This window comes from Amycolatopsis sp. AA4, from assembly GCF_002796545.1.
Lineage (GTDB): Bacteria > Actinomycetota > Actinomycetes > Mycobacteriales > Pseudonocardiaceae > Amycolatopsis.
Window position 1 is genome coordinate 6401289 of sequence record NZ_CP024894.1, and the last position, 13986, is coordinate 6415274.

At 68.9% G+C, this 13986-nt stretch carries 16 protein-coding genes; 10 read left to right on the forward strand and 6 right to left on the reverse strand.

Features of this window, described 5'->3' with window-relative positions; all coding sequences use genetic code 11:
• The first annotated feature begins 1 nt into the window (after position 1).
• The 9 genes from hpaE (at position 2) to CU254_RS29620 (ending at position 9488) form a co-directional block, all read left to right on the forward strand.
• Positions 2–1510: a 5-carboxymethyl-2-hydroxymuconate semialdehyde dehydrogenase gene (gene hpaE, locus CU254_RS29580; RefSeq protein WP_037715208.1), complete on the forward strand. Its 1509-nt coding sequence runs from the start codon at positions 2–4 to the stop codon at positions 1508–1510.
• Positions 1507–2559, forward strand: a complete 1053-nt coding sequence (gene hpaD / locus CU254_RS29585; protein ID WP_009081999.1) for a 3,4-dihydroxyphenylacetate 2,3-dioxygenase — start codon at positions 1507–1509, stop codon at positions 2557–2559. The genes hpaE and hpaD overlap by 4 nt, the downstream gene beginning before the upstream one ends.
• 106 nt (positions 2560–2665) lie before the next feature.
• Positions 2666–3607 carry a helix-turn-helix domain-containing protein gene (locus CU254_RS29590; RefSeq protein WP_009082000.1) on the forward strand — a complete coding sequence of 314 codons (942 nt, stop codon included), beginning with the start codon at positions 2666–2668 and terminating at the stop codon, positions 3605–3607.
• A 153-nt stretch (positions 3608–3760) separates the two neighbouring features.
• A complete protein-coding gene (locus CU254_RS29595; protein WP_037718194.1) occupies positions 3761–4528 on the forward strand; it encodes a MoaF C-terminal domain-containing protein in 768 nt (255 codons plus the stop codon).
• A 10-nt stretch (positions 4529–4538) separates the two neighbouring features.
• Positions 4539–4925, forward strand: coding sequence for a nuclear transport factor 2 family protein (locus CU254_RS29600; RefSeq protein ID WP_009082004.1), 387 nt, complete (start codon positions 4539–4541; stop codon positions 4923–4925).
• Between the two features lie 96 nt (positions 4926–5021).
• Complete coding sequence (locus CU254_RS29605; protein ID WP_199786018.1) at positions 5022–6200, forward strand: ABC transporter substrate-binding protein; 1179 nt, start codon at positions 5022–5024, stop codon at positions 6198–6200.
• Positions 6201–6230: 30 nt separating this feature from the next.
• Positions 6231–7091 (forward strand): branched-chain amino acid ABC transporter permease, encoded by an 861-nt coding sequence (locus CU254_RS29610; protein WP_009082008.1) that lies wholly within the window; start codon positions 6231–6233, stop codon positions 7089–7091.
• Entirely contained in the window at positions 7078–8796 is a 1719-nt protein-coding gene (locus CU254_RS29615) for an ATP-binding cassette domain-containing protein (protein WP_009082010.1), read from the forward strand. Before CU254_RS29610 ends, CU254_RS29615 begins: the two co-directional genes overlap by 14 nt.
• Positions 8793–9488 carry an ABC transporter ATP-binding protein gene (locus tag CU254_RS29620; protein WP_009082012.1) on the forward strand — a complete coding sequence of 232 codons (696 nt, stop codon included), beginning with the start codon at positions 8793–8795 and terminating at the stop codon, positions 9486–9488. Before CU254_RS29615 ends, CU254_RS29620 begins: the two co-directional genes overlap by 4 nt.
• Positions 9489–9534: 46 nt before the next feature.
• Here the strand turns inward: CU254_RS29620 and CU254_RS29625 are convergent, their stop codons facing one another.
• Both CU254_RS29625 and CU254_RS29630 read right to left on the reverse strand, forming a co-directional pair.
• Positions 9535–9864 carry a nuclear transport factor 2 family protein gene (locus CU254_RS29625; RefSeq protein ID WP_009082014.1) on the reverse strand — a complete coding sequence of 110 codons (330 nt, stop codon included), beginning with the start codon at positions 9862–9864 and terminating at the stop codon, positions 9535–9537.
• 29 nt (positions 9865–9893) lie between these two features.
• Positions 9894–10649: an SDR family oxidoreductase gene (locus CU254_RS29630; RefSeq protein WP_009082016.1), complete on the reverse strand. Its 756-nt coding sequence runs from the start codon at positions 10647–10649 to the stop codon at positions 9894–9896.
• Between the two features lie 70 nt (positions 10650–10719).
• Here CU254_RS29630 and CU254_RS29635 point away from each other — a divergent pair, with 70 nt between their 5' ends.
• Positions 10720–11409, forward strand: a complete 690-nt coding sequence (locus tag CU254_RS29635; RefSeq protein WP_037715212.1) for a TetR/AcrR family transcriptional regulator — start codon at positions 10720–10722, stop codon at positions 11407–11409.
• A gap of 198 nt (positions 11410–11607) precedes the next feature.
• On the opposite strand, the gene CU254_RS29640 is transcribed toward CU254_RS29635, so the two are convergent.
• The 4 genes from CU254_RS29640 to CU254_RS29655 are packed head-to-tail and all read right to left on the reverse strand — an operon-like array spanning position 11608 to position 13870.
• A complete protein-coding gene (locus tag CU254_RS29640) occupies positions 11608–11859 on the reverse strand; it encodes a hypothetical protein (RefSeq protein ID WP_009082018.1) in 252 nt (83 codons plus the stop codon).
• A 1-nt stretch (position 11860) separates the two neighbouring features.
• Entirely contained in the window at positions 11861–12325 is a 465-nt protein-coding gene (locus CU254_RS29645) for a hypothetical protein (protein ID WP_009082019.1), read from the reverse strand.
• Positions 12326–12340: 15 nt separating this feature from the next.
• Positions 12341–13138, reverse strand: a complete 798-nt coding sequence (locus tag CU254_RS29650) for an SDR family NAD(P)-dependent oxidoreductase (RefSeq protein ID WP_009082021.1) — start codon at positions 13136–13138, stop codon at positions 12341–12343.
• A 15-nt stretch (positions 13139–13153) separates the two neighbouring features.
• A complete protein-coding gene (locus tag CU254_RS29655) occupies positions 13154–13870 on the reverse strand; it encodes an SDR family NAD(P)-dependent oxidoreductase (RefSeq protein ID WP_037715214.1) in 717 nt (238 codons plus the stop codon).
• Between the last annotated feature and the right edge of the window lie 116 nt (positions 13871–13986).

Genomic DNA, 13986 nt, shown 5'->3' on the forward strand with positions numbered 1-13986 from the left:
CATGACCGCGCACTACGTGCCGGAGAATCTGCCGGAGCACATCCGCCACTACATCGGCGGCGCGCCGGCCGACAGCGTCTCGGGCGAGACCTTCGAGGTGCTCGACCCGGTCACGAACAAGCCGTATATGACGGCAGCGGCGGGCAAGGCCGAGGACATCGACCTCGCCGTCGCCGCGGCGAAAGAGGCGTTCGACCACGGCCCGTGGCCGAAAATGTTGCCGCGCCAGCGCGCCCGGATCCTCAACAAGATCGCCGATCTCGTCGAGAGCCGCGACAAGCAGCTGGCCGAGCTGGAAACCTTCGACACCGGCCTGCCGATCAAGCAGGCGCTCGGCCAGGCGCAGCGCGCCGCGGAGAACTTCCGGTTCTTCGCCGACCTGATCGTCGCGCAGGCCGACGACACCTACAAGGTGCCCGGCAAGCAGGTCAACTACGTCAACCGCAAGCCGGTCGGCGTCGCCGGGCTGATCACGCCGTGGAACACGCCGTTCATGCTGGAGAGCTGGAAGCTCGCGCCGGCGCTGGCGTCCGGCTGCACCGTGGTGCTCAAGCCCGCCGAGTTCACGCCGCTGTCGGCGAGCCTGTGGGCGGACATCTTCCGCGAGGCCGGCGTGCCGGACGGGGTGTTCAACCTCGTCCACGGCCTCGGCGAGGAAGCGGGCGACGCGCTGGTCAAGCACCCCGACGTCCGGCTGATCTCGTTCACCGGCGAAACCACCACCGGCGAAACGATCTTCCGCAACTGCGCGCCCGGCCTCAAGGGCATGTCGATGGAACTGGGCGGCAAGTCCCCCGCCGTCGTGTTCGCCGACGCGGACTTCGAAGCCGCACTCGACTCCACGCTGTTCGGCGTCTTCTCGCTCAACGGCGAACGCTGCACGGCAGGCAGCCGGATCCTCGTCGAGCGCCCGATTTACGACGAGTTCTGCTCCCGGTACGCCGAACGCGCCCGCAACATCGTGGTCGGCGACCCGCACGACCCGGCCACCGAGGTCGGCGCGCTGGTGCACCCGGAGCACTTCGACAAGGTGATGAGCTACATCGAAATCGGGAAGACGGAAGGAAAACTGCTCGCCGGCGGCGGCCGTCCGGAGGGCTTGGACACCGGGAACTACGTGGCCCCCACGGTCTTCGCCGATGTGAAGCCGGACGCGCGGATCTTCCAGGAGGAGATCTTCGGCCCGGTCGTGGCGATCACGCCGTACGACACCGACGAGGAAGCTCTCGAGCTGGCGAACAACGTCAAGTACGGCCTGGCCGCCTACGTCTGGACCGCTGATCTCACCCGCGCGCACACCTTCGCGCAGAGCATCGACGCCGGCATGGTCTGGCTGAACTCGCACAACGTGCGCGACCTGCGCACGCCGTTCGGCGGGGTCAAGGCGTCCGGCCTCGGCCACGAAGGCGGCTACCGCTCGATCGACTTCTACACCGAACAGCAGGCCGTGCACATCACGCTCGGCGACGTGCACACGGCGCGCTTCGGGGCCGGGAAGGACAAGGCATGACCACGACCCCGCCGGACGTCATCCGCTGCGCGTACGCGGAATTGATCGTCAGCGACCTGAAGGCGTCGCGAGAGTTCTATGTGGACGTTCTCGGTCTCGTCGTGACCTATGAGGACGACGAAGCGATCTACCTGCGCGCGTTCGAGGAATACCTGCACCATTCGCTGATCCTGCGCAAGGGCGCGGAACCGGCGCTGGCCGTGCTCGCCTACCGCGTGCGCGGCGAGGGCGAACTCGACGTCGCTGAGGCGTACTACCGCGAACTCGGCGTCGAGGTGCGCCGCGTCCCGGCGGGCACCACGCGCGGCATCGGCGAAGCGGTGCGCGTGCTGGACCCGCTCGGCTTCCCGATCGAGTTCTTCTACGAGGCCGAACACGTCGAGCGCTTCACCCAGCGCTACGACGTGCACGGGGCGGGCGCGCTTTCGCGGCTCGACCACTTCAACGTGAACACGCCGGACGTCCCGGCGGCGCGGAAGTACTACGAGGGCCTCGGCTTCCGGGTGTCGGAGGACATCGTGGACGACGAGGGCACCGTGTACGCGGCGTGGATGTTCCGCAAACCGACCGTGCACGACGTCGCGCTCACCGGCGGCGCGGGCCCTCGCCTGCACCACATCGCGTTCGCGACCCACGAGCGGCACCAGATCCTGCACATCTGCGACCACCTCGGCGCGGTGCGGAAATCGGACCAGATCGAGCGCGGCCCGGGCAGGCACGGCGTGTCGAACGCGTTCTATTTGTACGTGCGTGACCCGGACGGGCACCGGATCGAGATCTACACCCACGACTATTACACCGGCGACCCGGACAACCCGGTGATCAGCTGGGACGTGCACGACAACCAGCGCCGCGACTGGTGGGGCAATCCGGTGGTGCCGAGCTGGTACACCGAGGCCTCGCGGGTGCTCGACCTCGACGGCAAGCTCCAGCCGGTCGTCGAACGCACGGAAGCGAAGGAAATGGACGTGACCATCGGCGCGGACGGGTTCTCCTACACCCGTGCCGAGGGCGCCGAGCAGGGTTTCAAACTGGGCGAACAGGTCTAAGGTGCGTTCCGTCCGTGAAGGGCTCCTTGAGGGAATCTGATTCCCGGAAGGAGCCCTTCACGGACCGCCAGCAGCGGTACCGGCACTTCGACGGAGAGGTGACATGATGACGGCAATCTTGCAGACGCCCACCACGGTCGCGCAGGACTTCACGGAGTTCCGGTCCGCTGTCCTGCGCTCGTTCGTGCCGCTGCAGGTGAGCACCGACCACCGCGACCGCTTCCACGGCAGGCTCCGCACGCACGAGGCGGGCGAGATCGCGCTCACCGAGATCACCGCGTCGCCGCACGCGGTCGAGCGCACGCCGGAACTCATCGCCCGCGCCGACCGGCCGTGCTACAAGCTGAGCGTCATGCTGGCCGGCACCGGAATCCTCACCCAGGACGGCCGCGAAGCGGTGCTGCGGCCCGGCGACGTCGCGCTGTACGACACGAACCGGCCGTATTCGCTCGTCTTCGAGGAGAATTTCCGGACGCTGGTGCTGATGTTCCCGCAGCAGCAGGTTGACCTGCCACGCGACCTGGTCGGTCAGCTCACCGCGGTGCGGATGTCCGGCCGCGAGGGGGTCGGCAACGTCGTGGTGCCGTTCCTGGCGCAGCTGGGCGGGAATCTGGACGTGCTGACGAGCCCGGTGGGCGTGCGGCTGGCGCACAACGCGGTCGACCTGCTGACCACGATGCTGGCCACCGAACTCGACCTGGACCGCACGGCCGCCGACCCGCACCACGACCTCATGCGGCGGATCCGCAGTTACATCGACGCGAATCTGTCGCGGTCCGATCTCGGTCCGGCGCAGATCGCGGCGGAGCATTACATTTCGACGCGGCATCTGCACGGGTTGTTCCAGGAGCAGGGGACGACGGTGGCGGGGTGGATCCGGCAGCGTCGGCTGGAGCATTGCCGCCGGGATCTGCGGGATCCGTTGCTCGCCGCGCGTCCGGTCGCGGCGATCGCGGCGCGGTGGGGATTTGTCGACGCGGCCCATTTCTCGCGCGTCTTCCGAGCCGCCTTCGCGCAGTCGCCCAGCGAATTGCGCGCCCGCGGCTGACCCCTCGCAACGACCGACGGCGCCCCTGTCCATCAGGGGTGCCGTTTGCCGTTTCCGCCCCGAAGCCGCTGGTATTGACCGCGAGCGTCCGGCAGTTGCCCGCCAGCGCATGAACGTTCGCTCCCGGGCCGGGGCGCGGCGAGCATGATGGGCATGTCCGACCCTTCCCCTGACGAATGGCGCACCTACGACGAGTTCGCCGCCGGGATCGACACCTACCGGCTGCCCAACGCCGACCTCACCGGGCGGGAGCTCACCGTCACGCAGGATGACGGCGCGAAGCTCGAACTGCGGTTCCTCGACGGCGAACGGCTTGCTCTGAACGGCGTCGAAGACCCCTACGACGCGGTCGCCGTGCGCCCCGACGTCTTCTTCGTGAACCTGCCGCTGACGAGCGTCGAAGGCGAGGCCCTCACGATCGTCTACTCGACCACCACGCACCGCGCGCTTACCGTGCGGTCGGTGATCGGCGACGAGGACGTCGAAGGCACGCCGCGGGTTTCGCAGACCTTCCACGCCGGCACGACCGACGGCGGCGAGCCGACCGGCGACGTGCCCGGTCCGTCGCGGGACCTCATCGGCAAGCGCAACGTCTACCGCTACAGCCCGAACCACCTGTACGAGCACGTTTACCTCTCCTCGGAACGCTACTGCTGGCAGTGCGTCGAGGGCGTGCAGCGCGGACACGGCGACGTTGATATGTCCACCGTCTGGAAGTTCGCCGACGGCCTGTACCTGTTCTGCTTCCGGGAGTTCCGGATCGCGGTGGCCAGCGTGTGGCTGCACGACCTCGGCTACGACCTGCGCACCACCGGCGTTTTCCTCGGCATCACCGGCGACGGCCGGTCCGAGCATTCCCGCGCTGGCGGGCACATCTACCCGCTCGGCTCGATCAGCTACCCCGACGTCCAGCCTGTCTAAGGAGTTTCCCGTGTCCAATATGGACGTGATCACCGCGCACTACGAGGCGAGCGACCGCGGCGACCTCGACGGCATGCTCGCCCCGATCGGCCCCGAGACCACCTGGACCGAGGCCGCCGGATTCCCTTACGCGGGCACCTACACCGGCCCGGACGAGGTGCGGCGCAACGTCTTCGAGGCGATCGCGCGCGACTGGGACGGGTACCAGTTCACCCTGTCCGCGCTGCTGGACGCCGGCGACTCGATCGTCGGTCTCGGCACCTACACCGGCACGAACCGCAAGTCCGGCAAGGCGTTCACCGCGCGCGTGGCGCACGTGTGGAAGTTCGACGGCGACAAGGTCGCGAGCTTCGAGCAGATCGTCGATTCCGCCCCGGTCGCCGCGGCGACCGACTGAATCTCCCGCGAAACGGCGGTGCCGGTCCTTCCCCCGGCACCGCCCCCGTTCTCTCTCCCCTCCCCCTCTGGTCACTGTGGACCGGAAAGCCGAGCCATGATGAGAAAGTTCCTGCCCGCGCTCGCCGCGGCCGTGCTCGTCACGCTGGTCGCGGCGGGCTGCGCGGGCACCGCCGATCCGAACGGACCGATCGTGGTCGGCTCGGTCAACGCGCTGAGCGGACCCGCCACCTTCCCGGAATCCTCCCAGGCCGCCAAGGCCGTCTTCGACGCGGCGAACGCGGCGGGCGGCGTGCACGGGCGCAAGATCGAATACCACGCCATCGACGACAAGGGCGACCCCGCCGCCGCGGCGGCCGCCGCCCGCGAAATCGTCGGCGGCGATCAAGCGGTCGCGCTGGTCGGGTCGTCCAGCCTCATCGAATGCCAGATCAACGCCAAGTACTACCAGCAGGAAAAAGTCCTGTCCATTTCCGGCATCGGCGTCGACCCGTCGTGCTTCACCAGCCCGAACATCGGGCCGGCGAACGTCGGGCCGTTCCACGACATGACGCTGACCCTGCTGTACGGCTCCGAAGTGCTGCACCTGGAAGACATGTGCGCACTGCTGGAAATCGCCGGGAACACGCTGCCGTACTACCGCGCGGCGATCGACGAATGGTCGAAAATCACCGGAAAAAAGCTCAAGTACGTCGACGCGACCGTGCCGTACAATGGTTCCGACTACACGCCGTACATCGTCAAGGCCCGCGCCGCCGGGTGCAAAGCGGTGACGGTCAACCCGGTCGAGCCCGACTCGATCGGCCAGCTGAAAGCCGCGCAGGCACAGGGTTGGAAAGATGTGACCTGGCTGCTGCTGACGAGTGTCTACAGTGAACAGTACGCGAAGGCGGTTTCCGAAGCGGGCCAGGGAGTTTACGTCCCCGCTGAGTTCTACCCGTTCACCGACCCGTCCAGCCCGCGCACCAAGGAGTGGCGGGATCTCATGACGCGCAACAACATTCCGCTGACGTCGTTCAGCCAGGGCGGCTACCTCGCGGCGAAGTACTTCCTGCAGGTGCTGAACGGCATGCAGGGCGAGATCACGCGGGAATCGGTGACGAAGGCGCTGCGCGAGATGAAACCGATCTCCGATCCGATGGTCGGCACGCCGTACGTGTTCGGACCCGGGCAGACGCACCACGACAACACCGCGGGCTGGCCGGTCAAGCTCGCGACGGGCACGAACCGGTGGCAGATCGCCGGTACCGACTGGCTGCGGATCCCGCGGCGCTAGCCCGATCCATTCTGGACAGAGGAGACTGCAATGGTGCAGGGAGCGCTGGCCGGGCTGGCCGCCGGCGGGCTTTACGCGGTGCTGGCGGTGTGCCTGACGCTGATGTCGCGGCTGGTCCGCGTCGTCAACTTCGCCCAGGCGGCCACCGGCATGTTCGGCAGTTACGTCGGGGTGGCCCTGTCCGTCCACGGCGGACTGCCGGAATGGCTGGCAGTGGTGCTCGGCGTGCTGCTGGGCGGGGTGCTCAGCGTGCTGATCGGCTGGGTCGTGTCGACCTGGCTGGCCGAAGCGGGCACGGGCACCCGCTCGGCCGTGACGGTCGCGGTGCTGCTGCTGTTGATCTCGTTGTCGTTCATCCTGTTCGGCAACAAACCGCAGCCGTTCCAGGCGTTGCTGGCCGGTCCGGCCTTCACCGTCGGCGGCGTGGTGATCAGCCAGGTGACGGTCGTGACGGTCGCGCTGGCGGTGGTGATCGCCTTCGCCGCGCGGTTGATCCTGACAAAGACGCCCGTTGGCATCTCACTGCGCGCGCTGTCGGAACGCCCGACGACCGCTGAGCTGCTGGGCATTCCCGCGAAGCGGCTCAGCGCCGCGGTCTGGGGCGCCACCGGCCTGATCAGCACCGTCATCATCGTGATCGTCGCGCCGTCCCAGTCGAACGACGCGACCTCGCTGTCCATGCTGGTCGTGCCCGCCGCGGCGGCGGCCCTGCTCGGCGGGTTCCGCCGGCTGGACCTCGCCGTCGCCGGCGGTCTGGTGCTCGGCATGCTGCAGGGCGCGCTCGCGCAGGTCGACCAGCTTTCGGTAGTGCGGAATTTCGTCCCGTTCCTGGCCATCGTCGGCCTGCTCGTGTGGTCTCAGCGCAAGGAGGTGTGGGATGCAGCTCGCTGACCGGGGCGCAGTGTCCCGCTTCGGAACCCCACTGGTCGTCGCGGTGGTCGCGGTACTGGTCGGCATCGGCCTGACCGTCGGCCTCAACGGCTACTTCGCCTACCTCGGCGTGAGCGTCGTAGTAGCCGCCATCGCCTTGCTCGGCCTGGGCGTCGTGACCGGCAGCGCGGGCATGATCTCGTTGTGCCAGTTGACCTTCGGCGCGATCGGCGCGTGGGTCGTCTCCGCGCTCAACGTCGCCCACGCGCCCGGCGGCTTCCTGTTCTGGCTGCTGCTGGGCGGTCTCGCGGCGGGCGTGGTCGGTGTCCTCATCGGACTTCCGGCGCTGCGGCTGCGCGGGATCAACCTGGCGGTGGTGACGCTCGGCCTGGCCGCGGCCGCCGACGTCACCCTGGTGGAAATCCAGTTCCCCGGCACCACCGAAGGCGTTTCGGTGGACCGGCCGTCCTTGGTCGCCGACGACAACGCGTACTTCTTGCTGTGCGTCATCGTCCTGATCGTCTGCGCCTTGCTCGTGCACTTCCTCCGGCGCGGTCCGTGGGGCAGCAGCTGGGCCGCAGTCGCGTTCTCCGAGCGCGGCACCGCTGCGGCAGGCGCGAGCGTCCGCACGGCCAAGCTCTCCGCCTTCGCGGTCAGCGCCACTCTCGGCGGCATCAGCGGCGGCCTGCTCACCGCACAGGTCGGGTTCGCCTTCCCGACCAGCTTCGCTCCGCTGCAGTCACTGGCGTTGTACGTGCTGGCGATCATGTCCGGTGCGCACCTGATTGACATGGCAGTGTTCGGCGCGGTCCTGTGGGTTGCCGTACCAGAGCTGTTGAAGCGCTGGGGCGTCCCGCAGGACTGGGGCTACGTGATCTTCGGCCTGCTGGGCATCCAGGCCCTGGCCGGACGCGGCAATCTGGGCACCGCGATCCGCGAACTGTGGCGGCGCCGTTCGAGGGCCAGCGCCGGAGTCCAGATCACCGCGCTGGACGAGGAACCTCCGCGACTGCCACCGGGCGAGCCGGTGCTGGTGGTCCGCGGCTTGAGCGTCACTTTCGGACAGGTCAAGGCACTGTCCGGAGTGGACTTAGCCGTGCCGAAGGGCGGAGTTCTCGGCGTCATCGGCCCGAACGGAGCCGGAAAGTCCACTTTGGTCGATGCCATCAGCGGCTTCCTTCCACAAGCCCAAGGAACCGTAGAACTGGCCGACCGTCCGCTCACCGGCGACCCGACTCAGCGGGCCCGTTCCGGCCTGCGGCGCACCTTCCAGCAAGACCGCGTCCCCTCCGGCCTGACCATCGAGGCGTACGTCCGCTTCGTCGCCCGCCGTCGTCCGCCAGCCGCCGAAGTCGCTGCCGCACTGGAGTTCTTCGGTTGTCCTCCGGCAGCAACGCCGCTGGACCGGGTCGACGTGGGCGCGCGCCGGCTGGTCGAGGTCGTCGGCCACCTGATGGCGAAACCGCAAGTGCTGCTCCTGGACGAACCGGCGGCGGGTCTCCCGCACGAGGAACACGTCGCGTTCGGCGAACGGTTGCGGCAGGTCCCGGCCCGGTTCGGCGTTTCGGTGCTGATCATCGAACACGACCTCGACCTGGTCCGGTCGGTCTGCGACACCCTGACCGTGCTCGATTTCGGCGAGGTGCTGGCGAGCGGCCCGCAGGCGGAAGTGCTGGCGGATCCGGCGGTTCTGAAGGCCTACCTGGGCGAAACGGAGATGCTGTGAGCACGCTGCGAATCGAGAACCTGACCGTCGCGCGCGGGGCGGGCCCGGTCATCACCGACGTCGGCCTGACGCTGGAAGCAGGCAAGATCACCGCCCTGGTCGGCCCCAACGGCGCGGGCAAGACCAGCCTGCTGGAAGCCTTGTCCGGCGTGCTCCCCGCGGCGAGCGGGACTATCCACATTGGACACGCGGACGTCACGAAACACTCGCGGGTGGCCAGAGCGCGGCTCGGACTGGCGCACGTGGAACAAGGACGGGCGGTCTTCGCCGGGCTGACCGTCCTGGAAAACTTGCGCCTGACCGCCAAAACCCCGGCCGGCGTGGACGAGGTCCTCGCCCTCTTCCCGGAACTGGAGAAACGGAAGAACTCCCCTGCCGCGCTGCTGTCCGGCGGCGAGCAGCAGATGGTGGTGCTGGGCCGGGCCTTCGCGGCGAAGCCCAAGTTCCTGCTCATCGACGAGATGTCGCTGGGCCTGGCTCCCGCGGTCTTCACCAGGCTTCTCCCGGCGGTCACCGAGTTCGCCAAGGCGGGCGCGGCGATTCTCCTGGTGGAACAGTTCACCCACCTGGCGCTGAAGGTCGCGCAGGAAGCCCTGGTGGTTTCTTCCGGCAAGGTCACCTACACCGGGGAAGCGCAGCCGCTGCTGGACAATCCGGACACGCTGCACCGGGCATACCTGGGCGCCAACTGACCCGGGGCGTGGGCGTTCCGCGGTGGGCCGCCCACGCCCCGGCCGGTCAGCCCTCCCGGATGGTCATCTTGGCCAGCCGGTCGCCGTCGACCTCGAAGACGAACTTCGAGCGGCCGTTGGCGTGGTTGCTCCGCCAGTCCCCGACCACGGTGACGGTGTCGCCGGAGACGGCGACCTCCTCCGGGGTCAGGACGCCGCGCGAGCCGATGAACTCGACATCGCTCCACCCCTTGATCGCGGCGCGGCCGGCGAACGACCGGCCCCAGTCGTCCACGACGCCGTTTTCGGTGAACGCGTCCAGGAACGCGGCGTCGTCGTGCCGGTTCACCGCGTCGACGAACGACGCGACCGGTTCCGGAATCTCCACTTCGGACATAGTGCTTTCCCTTGCTGTCGCGGCGAAACTCAGCGGGTGGTGTAGCCGCCGTTGGCGAAGATAGTCTGCCCGGTGATCCACCAGCCCGACGTCGCCAGGAACGACACGATCGGGGCGATGTCCTCGATCTTCGTCAGCTGGCCGCCCATCGCCTGCGATTTGTGGAATTCCACCCGCTCCGGGGTTTCCTGGCCGTAGAAGAACGGCGTGTCCATCGGGCCGGGACCGACCGCGGTGACCGAGATCCCGCGCGGCGCGAATTCCTTGGCCGCGGCGCGCGTGAAGTGCTCGACCGGGCTCTTGCCGCCCGCGTAGGTCGAGTACCCGTCGGTGAACGCCGCGAGCAGGCTGGTCACGATCGTGATGATCTTGCCGCCGTCGGCGACGTTCTTGCCCGCTTCCTTGATGAAGAAGTACGCGGCCTTCGAGTTGATGTCGAACATCGAGTCGTATTCGTCCTCGGTGGTCTCGACGATCGGCTTGCGCAGCACTTTGCCCACCGTGTTGACCGCGACGTCGATCTTGCCCAGCGCGGCCTCGGCGTCCGCGAACAGCTTCTCCACGTTCGCCGGAACGGTCAGGTCGCCGGTCAGGACGACGCCCTTGCCGCCCGCCGCCTCGACCGCGGCGAGCGTCTCCTCCGCCTGCGGGCGGGTCGACTCGGAGTTGTAGTGGATCGCCACGTTCGCGCCGGCCTCGGCGGCCTGCCTGCTGACGAGCCCGCCCAGGTTCTTCGCCCCGGCGGCGACGAGGACGTTCTTGCCCTTGAGGGTGTGGTCGGTCATCGGGACCCCTCCATCTCTTTATCGCTGATATGCACCACTGTATCAGTGCAACAGCGACTACCATAGCGGTGTGACACAGATTGCGAACGCTGATACCCGGACCCGGCTCCTGGACGCGGCTGCGAAGCAGGTCGCCGCGACGCCGGGCGAGGACATCTCGCTGCGCGCGATCTGCGCCGAAGCCGGGGTGAAAATGCCGACGCTGTACCACTTCTTCGGCAGCAAACAGGGCCTGCTGGACGCGGTCGTCGAGCGCGGTTTCGACCTGTATCTGGCGGAAAAAGGCGCCCGCGAGCCGTCCGGCGACCCGATCCAGGACCTGCGCGACGGCTGGGACGCCCACGTCGCCTTCGGGATCGCGAACCCCGGCTTCTACACGCTCATGTACGGCCAGGTCCACCCCGGCCACGCGCCCGCGGCGCAGGAGCGGCCCAGCGCGATGCTGCGCGCGCTGACGCAAGCCGCCGCCGACCAGGGGCGGCTGGCCGTCCCCCCGGAGCAGGCGGCCGCGCACATCCTGGTGGCGAACATCGGCGTCACGTTGCGGCAGATCATCCTCGCCGAGGAGGACCGGCCGCTGTCGGTCGCGGTGCGGGAGGGCGCGATCGCCGCGATCACCGGCACCGGGCCGGCCGCGGACAGCAGGCACGCCGAGATCCACCGGGTGCTGGAACACGCCGCCGCGAACCCGGAAATCCTGGGGGCCGCGGAGACGCAGCTGCTGGCGAAATGGCTGCGGAGACTGGCGGAATCAGGCTGAGGCGACGGCCGGGCGGTCGATCCGCTCGGGAAACGGATCTCCCTCCGGCGAGTCCGCGGCGAAGACCAGCGTCGAGCCCGACATGCTGAGATATCCGTTGCTGCTGCCCCTGATCGCGAACCCGTATCCGTCGGACGTGCACGCGTAACCGGCGGAAGGCGGTTTCGCGCGGAACTCCGTCGCCCAGCCCTGGTCGCGTCACGAACGCATCGTCAGGTCGAGGTACTGAGCGCAGGTCGCGGCGGTCGGTCCGAGCATCCAGTAAGCGATGTCGAAGGACCGCCGGGTTTCGTCGAGGCCGTAATCGTCGGAAAGGGTCACCCCGCGGTGGAACCTCGCCTTGGGCAGGTCCGGATGCCACCGCACCAGGGCCGTGCCGGACGGCAGCGCCCGGAGGGTTTCGGTGAAGTACTCCAGCGATCGGGCCCGGACCGCGGCTTGCGTCGGCACGTCAGCCGACCGGCTTCGGGGCGCCGCTCGCCGCGCGGAGGACCTCGGCGGCGGCGTTGCGCACGTCGTCCAAGACGCCGGTGGCCCACTGCCGGACGTCGGCGTCCTTGAACTCGCTGTCCACCACGCCGGTGAGAACGGTCGCGGCCCGCGCCATCGCGGCGGCGAGCGTGCCCGCGGCGTCGGCGACCTTCTCGACCCAGTCGTCGCCGCAGGAATCGGACACGACCGCCACCGGGACCTGTTCGACGTGGTAGAAGGTCCGGCTGGCCTCGCGGGCGGCGGCCAGCATGGCGAACACCCGGTCGGCGAGCGCCTCGCGGGCGCGCGCGACCGGGTGCCGCGGATAGGTCATGGCCTCACGGCCGAGCAGGACTTCGACTTCCCGGGCAATCTCGACGGCCCGGTCCGCGAATCGCTTGTTGGCTGTCGCGGTCTTCGCCGCCCAGTCCCCCTCGAACGTCATCCGGCCATTGTCCGGCTACATTCCCGCGCGCTCAAAGGCCAAAGTGGGCAAGTCGACCGCGTGCGCCCCGCCGTCCGCCACCAGCACTGCGCCGGTGATATACGAGGACTCCGCCGATCCCAGGAACCGCACGATGGACGCGATTTCCTCCGGCTCGGCCGGACGGCGCAACGGGACCTCGGCGGTCACGCGCCGGTACCCCTCGTCGTGCCCGCCATCGAACCCGGCCGCCTCGGCGAACTGCTCCATTTCGCCGTCCGCCATCGGCGTCCGCACCCAGCCCGGGCACACCGCGTTGGCCCGGACCCCGCGCGGCCCGTAATCCCGGGCGATAGACCGGGTCAGGCCGATCAGCGCGTGCTTGGCCACCGTGTACCCGGCGACATTCGGCCCGGCGAACAACCCGGCCAGCGAAGAAACAATCACGACCTGCCCGCCGCTTTCCACGAGCGAAGGCAACGCGGCCCGGCAGAACACGAACGCACTGGACAAATTGGACCGGAGCGCGATTTCCCATTCCTCGTCCCCGGTGTCCACCACCGAGGACAGGCCGTGCCCGCCGGCATTGGCGACGATCACGTCCAGCCGTCCGAACTTCTCGAGGATCTCCGCGATCGCCGCCTCCGCGTCCTCGCGGACGCTGGCGTCAGCGGCGATCACGTGCGCGCCGGTCTCCGCCGCGACCTTCTCCAGCGGCTCGCGCCGCCGGCCCAGAACCACGACCTGCGCGCCTTCGCCGGCGTACCGCCGAGCAACCGCAGCCCCAATGCCCGTCCCTCCGCCGGTAATCGCCACGACCCGCGTGTCTGCCATCGACATTTCTCCCTTTCAAGCAGGAAACCCAGACCGAGCCGATACGCCGAAATCGGCGAGCAAGGCCTGCCCGTTCACCGTCCGCGCCCGCGCGGAAGCCAGATACAGCACCTGCTGGGCGACCTCGTCGGCCGCCTGCACCGGGAACCCCGGTTCGTCCAGCAGGTCCCCCAAATCCCCGCGCGCCATCGGCGTATCGACCACCGACGGGCACACGCAGTTGACCCGGACGCCGTCGAACTCGACCGACAGCGCCCGCGTCAACGACACCACCGCGCCCTTCGACGCGCAGTAGGGCACCATCCCCGGCGCGCACACGAAGGCCGAATCGCTGGCCAGGAAGACGATGGAACTCCCGTCTCCGAGCCACGGCCGAGCGTGCTTCGCGACCAGGAACTGCCCCAGCACGTTCACCGACAGGACCGCGGCGAAGTCCGCCGCGCTGGTCTCGGCGAGCGGCCGTCCGACCGGTCCTGATATCCCAGCGCAGCCGACTACCACGTCAATCCCGCCGAACTGCTCCGCCACGAGCTGCACTGCCGCGGCGACCTGTCCTTCGTCGGTGATGTCCGCCCGCGCCGCGACGACGTCGCCGGGAAGCGACGGCGGCCGGACCCGGTCGACGACCCCGACCCGCGCGCCCTCCTCCAGGAACGCCCGCGCGCAGGCCAGTCCGATCCCGGAGGCGGCGCCGGTGATCAGCACGGCCTTGCCGGCGAGGTCGAGTCGCATGCGGCAATCCTGCAGCAACGGAGCGGGCGGGGATTGGCAACGAGTGCATCCTTGTTGTCAGCGACCGCACGACCCCCGGAGCGTGGCTACCGCTGCCCCCGGGCCACCGCGAAGAC